This window comes from Sphingobacterium shayense (genome assembly GCF_013179575.1).
GTDB classification, from domain to species: domain Bacteria; phylum Bacteroidota; class Bacteroidia; order Sphingobacteriales; family Sphingobacteriaceae; genus Sphingobacterium; species Sphingobacterium shayense.
The window spans coordinates 21,554-38,754 of record NZ_JABMCQ010000006.1; the positions used below are offsets into that span (position 1 = coordinate 21,554).

The following is a 17,201-nucleotide window of genomic DNA, read 5'->3' on the forward strand; positions in this document are numbered from 1 at the left end:
TGCTTATTCAATTGTTACTCTAATTAGGTTGGAAACATCTTGATTATCGAATTTGATAAAGTTTCCCATCAGCAGCAGGGCACGCTTACCATCTTCGGAAGTTGTTTCCTCGATTCTTGTTAATACGCCATCAAATTGTCCTGTAGCATTTAGGTTAGATGCAGCGAGTCTACCGTCAGGATTTAAAATCATAAATCGGTTTCTCGTAATTCCATCGTAGCTCAGGAAATTTCCCGAAACCACGATTAGCCCATCATTTAGCTGCTTGGCATAATTTGGGAATCCGCCGATAAAAGTCCTAGCCTTGAAGCTTTCATCCAGCGTTCCATCCAAATTCAATAGAGCCATATACTGGGCCTGTTTGCCATTATAAGTTTTAAATGCCCCTAGGACGATATATTTCTGAGTTTGTTCGTTATAGGTTACATTTGAAATGGTGTAATCGGCACCGGATCCACCCGCGTTAAACGTAGCATCAACGGTTCCGTCGGCGTTTAATCGTGTAATATAACCTGTCGTTGCTTCATCGAAGCGGGTGAATGACCCGAAGACAACAATTTTTCCTTTCGCTGAACCGGACTCATGACGTATAGTCTCAATATTGCCATTACCACCGCTAAATGGAGTATTACCATTAAACCGGAAGGTTTTATCCAAGGTGCCATCGAGATTTAGACGCGCAACGTGGCGAATTTCTACACTATCTAATATGACGGAATCTCTGGTTTCACGTTGATTAGGCTGATCGTAACGGCGACTGACATAGTAGCGAAAATTGCCCGTAGCGATCACTTTATCCTCGTCCGCATAGAGTTTCGAAACAGCAGAATTAAATCCACCGTTGAATTTTGGAACATATTTGGTCGTGTCGGCCTGGTCCGGTCTTCTGAATGGTTTAACACCGATCGAGTCAAGTCCACCAGTTAGATGAAGGCTTGTAATATTGGAGATGCTCTCATTTTTTTTATCGTAACCCGAAAATGCACCGGCAATATAATAACGATCGTTGATTTGAATGATACTGTTTAGAGAACCATTCGCGCCCAGACCAGTTCTCCAGCTAACATCATATACGCCATTAGAGAATGTCCTTACTAAGCGATTGATTGGTCGTACTAAACCTCTTCGGTTATAGTCCGTGAAGCTGCCTACGAATATCACTTTTCCGTCACCGAGCACAAAGCGACTGTTGACCCAGTTGTTAGCACCTTGTTTAGCCTCCCAAGTGGGGTCAATCTTCACTTTTCCTTCTACGTCAAATTCGGGTCCAAATACGACGATATCATCAATGGTAATCGAAGTGACACCAGTACTTGCATATGCCGGGACTTTTACCTCTATCTCGCTATCGGTGATATTGACTATCTCTGCTTGTTGACCATTAAACTTAAAAATAGCTTTATCACGGTATTCTGTTAAGCCTGATATTTTGAGTTTAACAAGCGCTCCCTCTGTTCCTGTTGCGGGTGTAGGGGGTTGCGAGCGATCAAAAACGACAGACAAAGCCGGTTTACCCTCTTGGTAAGGTTCCGAGAAAAAAGTAGATTCCTTTGCGCAGCTACTGACAATAAGACAGAAGACCAATAGCGCAATTTTATATTTTCTTAATGCATTTTCCATGATTGCTACCTTTTACTTTGAATAATATCTGATGTTATCTGCCCGCTGCTGAAGCCAAACTGTGCATCTACGTAATTTAATACATGAACAACGCCGTTATTAGGTTGTATATCCGAGGAAGCCACAGGGATGGCGTTGAAGACTGTTGGTTGACCAAGGTCATATATATATGCAATATGTAGCTGCCGGTATCCCATGTACTTGAGTACAGAATTTCCATCGGAGCTAACTGCGTCATTATATTTTACACCAATATTAAAAACCGCATCGCCTTGAGAGCGATAATTTTGACCGCCATAAACGCTCATTAAATCATAATCAACCTGCGGATAATCGGCAAGTTTATTTTTGCCATTAAAAATATGGCGTTGAAGATAAAAACTCCATATTTCCGGATCGATGTCACTAAGCGTTTTAACTGTATCGAGTCCGAGAGAAAACAATGTCGAATTTAATCCTATCGTGTTTATATCTCCAATCAAACTTTTTATATCCTCGTCTCGAGGAGCAAAAAAAGTAAACTCCTCGCTTTTAAATTTTTCTTCCAATCCTGCCAGGCGGATAATTTGGGCGATTGTATCAAATTCACGAGGTTTGCTGTCCAGATATTCCATGATGGAACCGTCGAATTCAGCTGCCGCCCGCCCGCCGTCGGTATAATAATCGTCTTTGGAGCAGGAGGTAAGATAAACACAGCCCACACATACTAGTGTGATGAGTTTAAACAAAATACTTTTTAATGTTTCCATATATTATCTGCCTGTAGTAGTCCAATATTCATTTAATATTACTTTCGGATTGTAGTTCCTTGCGCTGGCGTGTAGTGGCCACGTCCACGCACCACGATTGTATTGGTCGATATTCATTGGTGCCATCGTCCACGCGGCATTGAGTATACGACGTGTTCGGATTAAATCGAAATAACGGTGACCCTCACCAATAAGCTCCCGACATCGCTCTAAAAAGATAAAATTCTTCAATGCACCGCCACCTTCTCCACTGTAACTAGAGGCTTGTGCGCGGTTACGAACAAGGTTAACTGCAGCAATAGCTTCCGAACTTCGATCAAGTTCTGCTAATGATTCTGCATAGAGCAAAATAGCATCAGCATAACGGAAAATAATAATAGAGTTATCGGGATAACCATTTTCATTCCCTGAGGTATAAACGTTTCCACCGAATTTCTTCATTACAAATTGACCATCGTCAGAAAGTATATCTTCGAACCACACGTCGCGCCTTTTGTCTGACTCGCCCATAGGGTAAATCTTCTCCATATAAATAGAGCTAAAATACGCCGGACTAATAGATTTGTCGTGACGAGGGAATAAGTACGGCCATCTTAAAAAGTGACTCCAGAATTGATAGTGATTGCGAACGTCGAAATCGTCCAAAGTCTCGGGAAAGAGTGTCGCATCGCCATAGTTCACGCTCCTATAGAATTCGAATAGCGATTCTTCGGTGCGCCCTTTAGAAACCTGAGCCCAGGAGTCTTCAGTCATTTCGTATAATCTATGAGCTTTGCTATCGATTAATTCTTTACCTAACTCCGCAACCTTAGTATGATAGTTTTTGCTATTTGCGCGATCAAAGGATGCGTTCCAAGCGTTCATATGCATTAATAAAGCCGCAATCGCTCCTCGCGCTGGGCGTGCACCGCGTTCAGCGGGATCACTTAAGGTCCAAGTTATTTTGTCTTTTTCCGGTTCGAGGTCGGCAATACATTTGTTTATAACAGAAATCATATCCTCGCGCGCGAGTGATTCCGAGAAATAGGGTTCTGTATAGTATACCACGTCACCGTACAGACGAACCATCCAAAAGTAAGTGAAACTGCGCATAAACTTCGCCTCAGCGACGTATCGATCTTTATCCGTTCCGTCTACACCGGGGATACCTTCTTCTAATTTGGCTAGTAAAATGTTTAGACTCTGGATAACCTGGTAATAGCCATCCCATTTGGTAATATTCTCTAATTTATAATCTTCAAAAACGGGACTATAAATAGCGCTTAATAAGTCATTGTTCCCTAATACTTCCACGACCCGACGCTCAGCGGGGTCGATAGGCCGAGTGCGGAAATCCCCGGATTGCGGCGAAGCAAGGATTTCGCCTGAACGAGCTTCGCCCGTGGCACCCATAACCCAGCTTTCCTGAATCTTCGAAAAGAATTTTGCGTAGACAAAAGCAAGGTTAGATTCTACATCCGCTTTGGAAAGGTAGAAATTATTTCCCGTCAGTCGGTCGATAGGATCTATTGTAAGGTATTTCTGACAGCTGGTAGCCATCAATATAAATGTGGTAATCACAAGCTTGGCGAGATTTCTATAGTTCTTCATAAAATGCTGCTGATTCATGGTGATTAAAATGAAAGGTTTAAACCTAGGTTATATGTTCTTGGAACCGGATATCCATTCGAAAGGTCTCTTCCCATACTGGTAACGTTTTCCGGATTTGGTCCGCTATAAGTAGAAAAGGTTGCGATATTATCCAAAGAACCATACACGCGTAAGCGCTGCAGCCCAAAGCGCTCCAAGAATGGTCGTTGGAAATTGTACGCCAGAATGATGTTATTTATCTTCAGATAGCTTCCATTCTCTTGCCATAATGTTTGGTCATAACGAAATGGACGTACTGTTTCGCTACGTGTGTACGCATAAGCATAAGGATATTTTGCAATATCTCCCGGCTGTTGCCACATGTCGTAGTCGTCCAGAGGTACAACAACCTTATTATCTTCTCCCTGTCCAAAAGGGTTCGCCATTAGCCCCATACGCTCCGCTAAAGCATTATTTAGGATAGTTCTTTTTGCTGTATAAGAAGCATAAATACTTAATTGAAAATTCTTATAAGTAAACGTATTCTGTATACCGCCCGTGATTAGTGGTTGCGAATTTCCCGTCCTAGCGTAGTCGCGTGTATCCAGAATGTAGTCGCCATTACGGTCAACCCATATTGGATCACCGGCCTGGAAATACGTTCCATCTTCGGTACGATAGCGTAATCCCGTCGCTGGATCAACTGGAACATCTTCGTCCCGTGCATATACACCCTCGTTGAGCAAAAGATAATTCGACAGGGTGGAGGTTCCAACTCGGAAAACGATATTTTGCCCTTTCACATCGTCGGAATTCCACTTAATAAATTGCCCCCCATAATGCGATGGTAGTTTTAAAAGTACGTCTTTGTTCAATGCTCCGTTAATCGAGAAGGTCCAAGTTAACGGGCTAGAGGTTGGTAGGGGACGGATATTTAAAGCGAGCTCGTGGCCGTAATTTGCAATTGCGGCATCGTTTGAGGCTAATACGTTAAAACCTACAGAGGTATTTAAGAACTGATCGAACAACAGATTATCGACCTTTTTGTAATATGTATCATATACCAAGTCTACCTTGTTATTAAACAGCACGAGATCTAGCCCCAGGTTATATTGCATAGAGGTCGTCGGTTTTAAATCCGGATTTGGAATCTGTCCGAAATCGATACCGATACCTTGTTGCTGATTGTAGTTTCCTTGGATATTATAACGTCCATATATCCGCTCCAAAGTACTATTAGGCATCACGTTTATACCCCAACTTGCCCGGATTGAACCCACATTTAACCAAGGTGCCCAGTCTTTTATCCATGGTTCATGGTGTGCATTCCAGCGCACACCAACTGCTGGATTTCGTGTATACAAGTTACCAAAGCCGTTTCCAGAGGAACCGTCCATACGGTAAGAAAGATCTACAACATATCGACGCTTATAATCGTAGGAGGTAGACATTGCAAAGGAGAGTGCGCGTTCATCTTTAAAGTTGTCCAACACACCGCCACCACGTGAGAAATAGCCGTCAAAACCCAGCGGCCCCTGGAAGATATCGTTCGGGGTACGTTCCTGACTGATAACAGAATTCTGTCTGGATACATTCCGTATCTCGTTGAATAGATTGAAGAAGAAGTTATGACTTTCATTAATTGAAGTCACATAGTTTAAAGAGCTTCTGCTATACAATTGTGTTTCGCGGCCCGCGAATGAGTACACCTTCGAAAACTGATTGTTCGCTGCAGCAGGTGTGAATGTGTCTTCTGTGCTAGACACAAACTCATAACTTAATGCCGACGTAAGTCGTAGACCGGTAAGTATCTCGTACGATCCTTCAATAAATGGCCGAATCAGTCTCACGTTATTAGTGTTTTTTGTACTAATTGAAGAGATATAATCTGAGGAAGCTAAGTAGAATGACGGCGGTGGAAGTAAGGTAGAGGAAAGTCCGCCTTTAGCAACGCCTGTCTGCAAGATTCCTGTTCCATCACCTTTATTTATTTTTCCTACTTGGGCAAATACCTGACCTGTAAAACGAATCTTACTATCGGGACTGTAGTCCATTCGTAGGTTGGTAGAATATCGGTCGAAACCTGTGTTTCGGATAATCCCCGTTTCACTATAGTACCCCAAATTCGCTTTATAGGATAATATCTTGTTCCCACCGTCAACACTTAGGTTGTGACTATGGTTAAATGTCTTTTGAAAATAAAGATCTTGCCAGTTCGTCGAGTTATTGAAATAAGCATTTAGACTGTCCGATAAATGTGGCGTATTTTGGATGCGGTCAATATCATCCTGTGTTAATGCGTTTCCGTATATCTGCTGCAGTTTTAGTAGCCTTTCCAGATTACCTCCGAGTGTTGGACGCAATTTTGGCGGAGTTTTAATAAATGTGTTGTTTGTGTAATTTATACGGGGTATATCTGAGTTACCTCGTTTGGTATTGATGATTATTACGCCATATGCGGCGAGAGAACCATACATCGATGTAGCTTGCGCATCTTTTAGGATTTCAATACTCTCTACGTCTTCGGGTGGTATCATCGAAAGGGGGCTAATCCCAGGACCCTGTTGTTGCAGTCCCATCTCGGAAGCTCTATCTGCATCAAGGGGGACGCCATCGATAACATATAAGGGTGAGGTGGGCATCAGAATAGATTCGTTACCGGAACCTGTAACGGTTAAAGTTGATAGTCCACGAATTTGAGTTGTTCCTCGGTAGCCTGGAGCACCCGTGTTAACCTGAATATTCATGCCCGGAACCTTACCTTGTAATAAAGATTCTAGCGGTCCCGGTACGTCCCGGATATCGTCTGCCGTCAATATCGCGGAGGCGCCAGTGGAGGTTTCCTTCGGGCGCTTCACATATCCCCGGGTGACAATAACCTCTTCTATGCCCTGATCAGAGGGGGTTAGCGAAACATTAAGTGTACTTTGGTTAGCGGAGGCGGTGACACGTTTATCCAGATAACCCAAAGACTTGAACAGTAGCGTAGTTCTTCCATTTAGGGTCACGCTGAATGTGCCATCCCCTTTGGTGGCGACGAGCGCTCTCCCTGTCGCCGTATTAATGATAGTAACGCTACCTAGGCCATTTCCATTTGCATCGACAACCTTACCACGTAATGTGTTCTGGGCAGAGGCGGAGAGACATAAGCTCATCCAAAATAAAATTAAGCTATATATGATCTTTTTTTTCATGGAGAACTGTATTAATCGTTTTCAAATTTTGGGTTGTCATTTCGAAAGTGGAATACGATTTCCCAGTTACCTTTCTTAAATATTTTAAAATTGAAAGTCATTCCGGCGATCTCTCTGGTTCCACCCCATCCTAACCGAGAATACTTAATGTCAAGGTTTGCCCAGCCTCCGGAACCATAAGGGGTTTTATTGCTTGTTAAGGGAATAGGGTATAGTACATCATATTCAACATATTCCGCCGTGATTTTTCTATTGAATCCGTGAAACATCTCATCCCACCTGGTTTCATTAAATTCTGCTGGGTGGATTGGTTTTTCGTCCTTGTCAAGAAACTTGATACGAAGCTTGTTTCCAGCATTTCCCTCAAATTGGCGGATGTATATGACTACGTCTTTCTTTTGATCATTGTTGACTAGATAAATATTTGTGTTTTCTCCCATCATATTGTACATCAGAATCGGCACAATGTAAGCGCGTTTTCTAGGATCATTCGGACTCAAAGGATCGGGGGCGACTTCACCTGTGTAAGGATTTAAGTCGGTCGGTTCATAATCCAGTTCACGCCATGGAATAAGTTGAAAATCTTTAATATAACGTATTCCCCCCGAATTGCTTAATTTGAGATCGAAGAAACGAATATCCTGTGTTTTTAATACCGAGTCGGTGGGTCTTGGTGTTATGCGCTCACTGATTGCCGAAGCATGCATGATGAAGCGGCCCCCTGAGTCTACCTCAAACATCGGCTTTTTTACCAACCGGCGTTTACGCTCAATTTCCTCCATAGAGGTTTCCTCGCCATCGTACTCTTGAATCCACTCATAAGTTTCCGCTGGTTCCAGAAAATCTAGTGCAGGTGTGCCATCACCGAAGCGTGGATTTACGATCTCAAAGTTTAGTGGGAGCGTCGAATTGTCAGAATTCAGTGGATTGAAGACAGTGGTTCTCCCCATTGTAGGTTCTAAAATTTGGGTTGAATAGGTCAAGTTTTCACTTATAAAATCTTTGTCTTGAGGCAGGTCGTACATCTCGGAGCAGGATATTATGCCCAAAGAGAGCAATACTAAACCTGTGAAAGCCTTATAGTTGTTATAACTCATCATAATGGGTTATCATTTAGTTTTAATTTTTTTTAAATACTTAACTTATTGTTCTTCATAATTGACAGACCAATCTGCTAACTGAAACATGGTACCGCTCCTTATGCGTGTTATTGTCAACCTATAATGACTATAAGCGACGGTATTTTTAAATCGGAATACACGTTGCATAAATCGGTCTGAAAATTCCTCAGATGACCGCGAGTCCAGTTGATTCCAATTTTCGCCATCGTGTGATCCCTCTAGGCGCCAGTCGATAGGATCTCGGTCCGACTCATCATTAGCAGAGGTTAGCGTATAGGCGTTTGAGACGGATGGCTGGTTCAATTCAACTTGTAGCCATAATGAATTTGGAAACGATCCTAAAAGGAACTTTGTCTGTGAATTTCCGTCAAATACATATTTAGATGCTTCAACAGCATTTGGCCCCCCGCCATGTTCATGAGAGGAAGAAAACGTTCCACCCACGGTCTCAAACAAGTTAGGCGGCGGTGGGATTAATGTAAATCGTTTAACGAAATCATCGAAACCGAAAACGTGGTCAGACGATAAAACATGGATAATACCGTTGTCTGCTTGGATATTAATTGAAGCGGTATTGGTTGTTACCCAATTTTTTAGGAATGGACTTAATTTAGTATCGCTAAATTCGACAACAGATGGCCCTCCTTGGATATAGCCAGAAGAATAGGATTCTACTAATTTTCCGTGCATACGATAGCCATTACGGAAATCATAAAGAAAGGATCCATCTTGATTAGATAGTGAGTCACTGGTATAGTTACCACGAATAACGTATTGAGACATCATTGTATCTAACTGTTCATATTTCACATTTCCTAAATACTCGATAGGTTGCTCGGCAAGTCGACGGATGTTATTCAAGTTTTCGATAGCCAAACGAAAGCTCTCGTTTGTGGGTGCAAATACCGTTATAGCACTATCGGCGATAATGTTTTGCATGCCAACTCGATCAATAACTTTTACAAGCGAATCATAGACTCCTGGTTTACTTTTTAGGTAGGCATATACGCTCCCATCATAACGGGTTTTTTGTATCTCATGGGAGTAGAAGCCGTTATCTTTTGAACAAGAGATAGCCAATACAACACATAAAATTATTAGTATCCGAAATTTCATAATTTCCTTGTTTATGTAGTTATTTCCAATAATTATTTTGTTCCAAGAGGGAATTTTGTTGTAACACCGATTCAGAAATCGGCCAATAAATTCCGCCATTACGAATGCGCTCTACAAATTCCGGATCGTTATTTTTAATCTTATTGTAGCGAACAAGGTCGTACCAGCGATGTCCTTCTCCCATTAGTTCCCTATGGCGTTCGCGAAAAACGGCATCCAATAGATCACCATTTGATGCGGATGAATAGTTTTCTAGTCCACGATTTTCCCGTATACGATTCAACAGGTCTATTGCGCCGTTTTGTTCACCTAAAACAGCCAATGCTTCTGCTCTCAGTAACGTAATATCCTCTAGACGAGAGAATACGAGCGCACTGGTAAAAATTTGAAAATTGGGGTCTGTGTTACCGCCTTGAATACACTTGATTTTATTGAAGATTGGGTATCGTCCGTTAAAGTTTCGAAAGTAGTCCTCATTTAGAGGTTTACCGAGTGTGTCAATACTAAAACGCTCGTCTTTGGCTTCGTTGAAAACGTTGACAATGGTTTCTTTGGTTAGATAAATATCGGGTATGGTTTTATTGACAACTGGAGTTGCGAGTGTTAGTTCTTCAATATTTCCAGTAAAAGCACCTTCTAAATGTGCCCACACGCTGGGAAAAGCGAACATCTGACTACTATGTTTATCGAAGAAAAAGCCACTTGGCGAAGTAAGGTTGTTTGTGGCAGTGTAATTGATGTTGGCTTTTTCATAATTATCCATGATAAACGCAGTATAAGAAGCTACATTCGGGTAGTTCTCTTGCCAGGCAGATACATGTGCAAGTAGCGCATATGCTGCTATTTTAGTGGCTAAAGCACCGTCCCAGCGCGATTGTGCTTCGTTGTAATAATTGCCGAGCTGCTCGGGTTCGTCCACACTGTAACGCAATGGTAGGGCAGGGGCGGCTTCTAATAGCTCTTGCTCTACCCAAGCCAGAATTTTTTCTTGGCTTTCCCTAGGTTTATTCGTGAAATTGTCTTCCGAAGAACTTGTGATAAATGGTAAATCTCCCCAAACACGCGTCATATAGAAATAGGCAAAGGCACGCAATAGCCGTGCTTGAGCTATATCGACCTTAAGATTTGCTTCTTTATACCGGTCATCTTGACCGAGTACTTCTGGCGCTCGAGTGATAAATACATTGGCTGCATTGATCACAGCATACCATCTCCGCCAATTGCGTAATGCTTCCAGGGTTTCATTGTTGGCGTTTAAATCCTGCTCTGAGATCGCCATAAGGTCGCGACGAAGCGGAATCGAGTATTCCCCTGTACGAACCTCACCGTAAAGCCAAAAGGCATTACGATCTACTAAAGCAGATTTGGTAAGCGCATATACACCGAGCAACCCTGCTCGCGTATCTTCCATTTTCTCCCACATATTTTCGTCCGAAACGACCCGAGTTGAGTCTACATCTAACATTTTCTCGCAACTGCTAAGAGAAATACAAACTGCAGTAAAAACATATAATATCTTTTTCATATGGCAGTTATTAAAAATTAAGTTTAAATCCTATTAAGTAGCTTTTCGGAATCATCATATTGTATCCTTCATCAAGACCTAAATAATTGGTTAATTCAGGATCACGCCCCGAATACTTAGTTAACGTGAGTAAATTGTTTGCTGTCGCATAAACATATAGTTTTCCTCCGTCAAGGTTTGAGGCTAACATCTTGGTAAAATCATATCCTATTGAAACCTGTCTTAGTTTTAGAAACGAACCGTTTTCCATGAATAAATCTTGATTCGTTTGATAGCCACTAACACTACTCCATGGGTTATAAAGGGGATATTTGCTATAATCGCCTCGTTTTTCCCAATAGGTTATTTCTTTCACAGAGCCGATGTTTCCTGAATTTTCGTTATCGATGAAATCAAATCGTTTGGACATTTCTTGATTAACAATATCACGACCTAGGTTGAAATAAAAATAGAACTTTACATCAAAATCTTTGTAGAAAAAATTGTTTTGCCACGATCCTGATATTTTTGGGATGTAATTTCCCCGTAGTACACGATCGGCAGAAGTGATGCGGTTGTCTCCGTTCTGATCTTTCCAGATAGGATCACCCGCTTGGAAAGGAATACCGTTATAATTTTTGGATACGCCATCGACGATTGGTATTTCACTGTCAGAAGTGTATATACCCTGGTTTTCTAAAACCCAAAAGGCATCAATCCGTTCGCCAACCTTAAGCATTCGGTCTTGTATAACCACTTCCTTTGCACCGTCTGGTAGGGCGGTAAGTTTATTGGTGTTAAACGCGAGATTTATCCCTGAATTCCATCGGAAGCTATAAGATGTCGTCGTAGCAACGTCACCGCTCAGTGACAGCTCTACGCCGGTGTTCTGTACGTCCATCCCCGATTTTAAAGCATATTCATAACCGTACTCTGCATGAGCCGGCATAGTAAGAACTTGGTTTTTATTTTGTTTGATATAGGCATCTAGAGAGAAGTATATATTACGCTTAGAAAGCTGGAAATCAAAGCCTAGGTTTGCATGATCTGAATACGCCCATGGTATGTCGTATCCTGTCCAACCATCTGAATACGGCCTAACTAATGCCGCAAAGCCATTATAACCTGGTACAATGACGTTTCCAGTATAGCCTACTTGGGCGGTGTAATGTGGTCCTTGGGAAATATTGTCAAACAAATTAAGGATTCCCAATCTACCAGCGCTAGCTCTTACTTTGAAACTTTCGTATCGTGCATCGTCGCTGAAAAATTCATTTTTTAAGTTCCAACCCAGCGCCAACGACGGCGTAAAAATCCAGCGGCTGGTAGGTTGAGCGTTTGAAGATCCGTCATAGCGCAATAAGAGGCTCGCTGTATACTTTTCGTCAAGGTTATAGGTCCCGCGTCCATAGAAAGAAACCAGGTTGTTTCGTGTACGGTCTAAGAACTTAAATACAAGCTGTCTTGGAAATACGGTTGGATTGAGGTAGTTGTCGTTATTGGGATCTGTCTCCAAAAGGTTTATCTTAATGAAATCGTTTACTCCTTTATATGCATAGGCGTAATTATATTTGTGATTGTCCCATTGCAATACACTAGCTGCTTCCAAAAATAGATTACTATTTTCGTTAAGTTTCCAGTCGTATGATGCCACATTGTCAAAAACAAGTCGTTGATTGTAGCCATAATAGTTTGAGGCGAAATTATTTCCCTCCAACAATGTACTCGGGTAGAACAAGTCTCTAAAACCCTCGTTGTAGTCTACCAAAAGTCTCGATTTGAGTTTGAAGGATGCAAACTGAATATTCAATGCCAGATTTCCTTCCAGGATATTCGAGTAATTGTTGTCAAAACTTTTATCGTGTTCGGCAAGATAGCCGTCGTAGGCTTCCTTGTTTGGTGCTAGGGGTGCACCCAGATCAGGAAAATAGGACATCATTGCATACCGGTTACGCAAATTTTTATTGCGATCGCGGCTCAATCGGGTAGCATTGATACTGGTATGAAAGAATAGCCATTTTAAGGGTTGCAAGTCTAATTGGAACCGCGCATTATACTTTCGAAATTTGGTGTCTTCGGCTATTCCTGCATTTTGTAGATTGCCTAAGGAAAATTGAAAATTTGAGCGCTTACCTCCGCCCGATATACTGGCGTTTATGCCATAATTCATTCCATTATTGTAATAGCTGTCTGACCAATTTGATGGCCCGTAATATCTCTGGTTTAAAGAGTCGCTAAGATAAACAGGGTAGGTTTCATCCTCATCGTAACGACCGTTACTTGTATACAGGTTATAAAACTGCTTTCTAAAATTATTTTCGTAGCCGCCATTAATCGTTGTGACTCGCGGTCGTTGCGACATGCCAATAAAACTGTTCAGACTGATTCTTTTCTTTTCATTGCTAGCGCTCTTCTTCGAGGTTATTTTGATAACACCGTTTACTGCCAGAGGCCCGTAAACACTAATACTGGCTGGATCTTTTAAAACTTCGATGGTAGCTATATTGTCGAGTTCTATATTACTTAGAAGATTGTTTTCTGGGCCGATTCTATCTATGTCATAAGCCTGAATCATATACGAAAACGGATGACTGCCAATGAGTGGAATATTATCCAATACAACTAAAGGCTGATTCTGATAGACATCTTTATGGCTAAAAACAGGTGTTGAGATCCCGCGAATATACATGGGACCCGATGTTCCGGGCTCTCCGCTGGGTTCCGTAACAGTCAGTCCTGCAGCCTCTCCCTTGAGATATTGGGGTAGGGTAGCATACCCGTTTAGAGCAATATCTTTGGGATCCTTCAGCATCGATTTCGTACGTACATTTTTGAAATTTAGATCAAACACAGAATCCAAGAGCTGGGGCACAACAGTGTCCTGTAATAACGCATGTGAATGAACGCTGAATTCCGTTTTGTGGGAAGCCCAAAGATGATTTTCAGATAGCAATATGAACAATACAACAAGTATACTTATACTATATGCATAAGGAATTTTCTCCTTCATATACATTTAGGTTTAAAGTTTTTAATTGATAATAATTTTTCTAATTAATAGGTTAAGTGATCGTTACCCTAAGGAAAGCATCGTGCTAAAAGAGTTATCATAATTTTCTTTTTTAGTTTATAATTTAATATTTAATTTTCTTCCAACTAGGTTTGATGGTAGTCGGTTGAATGCGTTATATGTTTTGGTATTCAGCTTATAATTTTCTAATCTTTCGCAAGACTAGGGCTTGTCGGCAACGAAATGTTGTTATCCGTTTTCGTGTAAAATGGCTTGCAGTAAATTTTTATCGTATGACCGCATGTCGGTGTGTTAAAATTGGTTAAAATTTCCGTTCACGAAGCTAATATATATACATAAAAACGTTTTAGCAAATTTTTTTATTTTTTTTTATTTTTTATGGTTTTTGGGCAATTAACATACTCGGATCAGCTTTCTGTTGCTGAGGTTGATAGCGTTTTTTATTTGTTAAATAGCTTATTTTCAGGTATATATTTGTAATGTTTATACAATTATGAAGTGCGGCCGCATTTAGTGGATTAGGGCGAATTCACACCTACTAGACCTCTAAAGTACATTCTAAATGCATTTAGTAATATTCGAAAGATCGCTTTGGCAAGCGCATTTGTAACACGGACGCAGAATCTTTCTCAATGACGAAATTAAAACAACCATTAATCTTACGTTTCAAATCATCGCAGAAAGGTTAATCGCTCAATCCTTATGTAAAAGAAACATAAGGAAAAATAGCTAAATAATTGCCACTTGTCCTTATGCTAAATTTTAGATAACCGTTAATTATTAATTTTTTAGGTACAGATTGAAGTACTTCGCGATTTTATCATACATATGGATTCTGTCTTTGCCTAACACGTTATGCTCGTGGGTAGGGTAAAGAAAATAGTCAACTTGCTTGCCTTTCTCGATACAGTTCTGGACGAATTCCATACTGTGCTGTTGAACAACAACTGGGTCCTGCGCGCCATGAATAATTAATAAATGGCCCTGTAGTCTGTTCGCTTTATTAAGTAAGGACGTTTTTTCGTAGCCTTCAGGATTTTCTGCGGGTGTATCCATATATCTTTCGCCGTACATCACTTCGTAATATTTCCAATCGATAACCGGACCGCCAGCTACAGCAGCTTTAAAAATATCATTTCGTTTGGTCATCATAGAACTCGCCATGAATCCGCCAAAGCTCCACCCGAAGATGCCCATATTTTCCGTATCGACATAGGGGAGAGATCGTAAGTAGTTGATTCCCACCAGTTGATCCGCCATTTCCGCTTCACCAAGATTTCTATGCGTTACTCTAGTGAAGTCTCGTCCGCGTGCATCCGAACCCCGATTATCAATCGTAAATACTAAATAGCCATTTTGTGCCATATATAGATCAAAGTATCCAGCGCCGCCAAGCCATTTATTTGTCACCAATTGTGCATGTGAACCACCGTATAAATAAACCATAACAGGATATTTCTTCTTTGAATCAAAATTAGAAGGGTAGATGATTCTAGCGTTTAATGGTGTTTGTCCATCCGCTGCGCTAAAAGTTTTAAATTCGATTTTAGGTAAGTCGATTTTACCTTCGAAAGGATTTACTGCTGAGAGCACATTTTCTACAGTGTTGTTTTCCCGGTTTATAACTTGAATCTCATTAGGAGTTTCTAAGTTCGTAAACTGATCCAAAACATATTTTCCGCTTCCGCTAACAGAAGCGGAATGTATTCCATCTGTCTGCGTTAATTGTTTTGTATTACCATTTTTTAAATCGACCTCGAAAAGGTGTCGGTCCATGGCCTGGTTTGTAGTACCTATATAATATGCTTTCGTGCCTTTCGTGTCAAACCCTTGAAAATCTGTAACAACTACATCTTTATAGCCTAAGTTACGGATCAGCTGACCGTCCGTGTTGTATAGGTATAGCTGATTGTATCCATCGTTATCTGTTTGGTAAATGAATTGCTTCGGATTATTTGGAGTAAAAGCAAGTGAATGCTGTGGTTCTACCCAGGTATCGGAAGTTTCCTCAAACAGGGTTTTGGCCAGCCGCCCCGTTTTTGCTTCGTATTTATTGAGTTTTAGATGATCCTGACCTCTGTTTAATACCCCTACATAAATAAATTCATTGCTTGGATCCCATGTAACAATCGTTAGGTATTGTTCTTTAGGTTCACCTGTTTGCAAACGGATATATTCCTCGGTTTCGGTATTGAAAATATTTAAAGTGACATGTTCACTTTTCATTCCAGCCATTGGATACCGAATGTCTTTGATCGTGGTGACGCGGGTGTCCCATTGCGAAAGAGGGTATTGACTAACATTGGTTTCATCTTTTGTGTAGTACAATAGTTTCTTGTTGTCGGGTGACCACCACATTCCTTTATCGATGCCAAATTCATTACGATGAATTGCAGATGTTCCGTTCACGATCCCATCAAGCGTATCTTTGGTTACCTGAATTTTCTTTCCATCGGCTTGCATTATTTCAATATTGCTTCCGTTGAGGAATGCTGTTTTCGTGGCTGTCGATATAGTTTGGTCGCCTACGATTTCTTTGGGCAGCGACGAGTTTATTTTTATCTTTTTACTAACAATATTATAGGTGATATCGTAGCGGTTGTTCTCGCCATCGATGCTCATGCTGATATTTCTTTCGTCTAACCAATTGTATACAGTAGGAAACGTGGCTAAGGCCAACTCATCGCCTTTTATTGCAAAATTTAACGCTCTTTCGAGGTCTGTTTTTTCGATTAATAATTTTGGTTTCCAATTGTTTTTTGCTTCGCGGATTAACAGGTTTTGACGAGAGCTGTCTACACTGGAAAATGCATCAATGTTTGCAACCCATTTTACAGCATATATGGTTTGAGGGGCATATTTGGCAGGTCCGTAGACAGTCTCCTCAATAGTGAATCCTCTTTGGCCATAGGCAAAAGAAGAACCCAATAAGAATAATACCAATAATTTTTTCATTGTTTATGAGTTTTGTGCTCGCGAAAATAACGATTTGAAGGAAAAATATGCAGACAAAGTTTTGATGAGTGATCAGATAGAAATATAAAACGAGAACCTTGGCCAGTTCTTTGGCTAAGAAAGAATACTAAATCCGATGGGCTTATTTTGGAGTGGTATACTTGGAATTACAGAGATTTTTCAACTGTATTAGCCGTACATTTAATTAGAATTAATGTATCTCGTTGTTGAGTCGAGAACCGTGTTTCTTTATTGGAGAATCACTGTTCACTATTGGACAGTGATATGCACGGTTTCGGACATGTTTTAATATGTTTAAATGTAAGTTGTTGTTATTTAGTT

At 40.9% G+C, this 17,201-nt stretch carries 9 protein-coding genes; all 9 read right to left on the reverse strand.

All coding sequences use genetic code 11. From position 1 onward, the window contains the following. Positions 1-3: 3 nt before the first annotated feature. On the reverse strand, positions 4-1,620 hold the full coding sequence (locus HP439_RS01705) for a DUF5008 domain-containing protein (RefSeq protein WP_172388619.1): 1,617 nt from the start codon (positions 1,618-1,620) through the stop codon (positions 4-6). A gap of 5 nt (positions 1,621-1,625) precedes the next feature. Continuing rightward, positions 1,626-2,369 carry a fasciclin domain-containing protein gene (locus HP439_RS01710; RefSeq protein WP_172388620.1) on the reverse strand — a complete coding sequence of 248 codons (744 nt, stop codon included), beginning with the start codon at positions 2,367-2,369 and terminating at the stop codon, positions 1,626-1,628. Between the two features lie 3 nt (positions 2,370-2,372). Beyond that, a complete protein-coding gene (locus tag HP439_RS01715; RefSeq protein WP_172388621.1) occupies positions 2,373-3,959 on the reverse strand; it encodes a RagB/SusD family nutrient uptake outer membrane protein in 1,587 nt (528 codons plus the stop codon). 23 nt (positions 3,960-3,982) lie between these two features. Beyond that, the gene (locus HP439_RS01720; RefSeq protein WP_172388622.1) at positions 3,983-7,132 is read right to left on the reverse strand and encodes a SusC/RagA family TonB-linked outer membrane protein; all 3,150 of its coding nucleotides are present in this window, start codon (positions 7,130-7,132) and stop codon (positions 3,983-3,985) included. Positions 7,133-7,143: 11 nt separating this feature from the next. Then, positions 7,144-8,232 (reverse strand): DUF5007 domain-containing protein, encoded by a 1,089-nt coding sequence (locus tag HP439_RS01725; RefSeq protein ID WP_172388623.1) that lies wholly within the window; start codon positions 8,230-8,232, stop codon positions 7,144-7,146. A 42-nt stretch (positions 8,233-8,274) separates the two neighbouring features. Then, positions 8,275-9,369 carry a fasciclin domain-containing protein gene (locus tag HP439_RS01730; RefSeq protein WP_172388624.1) on the reverse strand — a complete coding sequence of 365 codons (1,095 nt, stop codon included), beginning with the start codon at positions 9,367-9,369 and terminating at the stop codon, positions 8,275-8,277. Between the two features lie 19 nt (positions 9,370-9,388). Continuing rightward, complete coding sequence (locus HP439_RS01735) at positions 9,389-10,894, reverse strand: RagB/SusD family nutrient uptake outer membrane protein (RefSeq protein ID WP_172388625.1); 1,506 nt, start codon at positions 10,892-10,894, stop codon at positions 9,389-9,391. Positions 10,895-10,904: 10 nt separating this feature from the next. Then, positions 10,905-13,883 (reverse strand): SusC/RagA family TonB-linked outer membrane protein, encoded by a 2,979-nt coding sequence (locus HP439_RS01740; protein ID WP_172388626.1) that lies wholly within the window; start codon positions 13,881-13,883, stop codon positions 10,905-10,907. An 801-nt stretch (positions 13,884-14,684) separates the two neighbouring features. Then, positions 14,685-16,859 carry a S9 family peptidase gene (locus HP439_RS01745; RefSeq protein WP_172388627.1) on the reverse strand — a complete coding sequence of 725 codons (2,175 nt, stop codon included), beginning with the start codon at positions 16,857-16,859 and terminating at the stop codon, positions 14,685-14,687. Positions 16,860-17,201: the final 342 nt, after the last annotated feature.

Bases quoted from the DNA above. Each gene is read 5' to 3' on its own strand.
- HP439_RS01710 (WP_172388620.1), bottom strand. From the start codon at position 2,369: ATGGAAACATTAAAAAGTATTTTGTTTAAACTCATCACACTAGTATGT.
- HP439_RS01705 (WP_172388619.1), bottom strand. From the start codon at position 1,620: ATGGAAAATGCATTAAGAAAATATAAAATTGCGCTATTGGTCTTCTGT.
- HP439_RS01730 (WP_172388624.1), bottom strand. From the start codon at position 9,369: ATGAAATTTCGGATACTAATAATTTTATGTGTTGTATTGGCTATCTCT.
- HP439_RS01735 (WP_172388625.1), bottom strand. From the start codon at position 10,894: ATGAAAAAGATATTATATGTTTTTACTGCAGTTTGTATTTCTCTTAGC.
- HP439_RS01725 (WP_172388623.1), bottom strand. From the start codon at position 8,232: ATGATGAGTTATAACAACTATAAGGCTTTCACAGGTTTAGTATTGCTC.
- HP439_RS01740 (WP_172388626.1), bottom strand. From the start codon at position 13,883: ATGAAGGAGAAAATTCCTTATGCATATAGTATAAGTATACTTGTTGTA.
- HP439_RS01745 (WP_172388627.1), bottom strand. From the start codon at position 16,859: ATGAAAAAATTATTGGTATTATTCTTATTGGGTTCTTCTTTTGCCTAT.
- HP439_RS01720 (WP_172388622.1), bottom strand. From the start codon at position 7,132: ATGAAAAAAAAGATCATATATAGCTTAATTTTATTTTGGATGAGCTTA.
- HP439_RS01715 (WP_172388621.1), bottom strand. From the start codon at position 3,959: ATGAAGAACTATAGAAATCTCGCCAAGCTTGTGATTACCACATTTATA.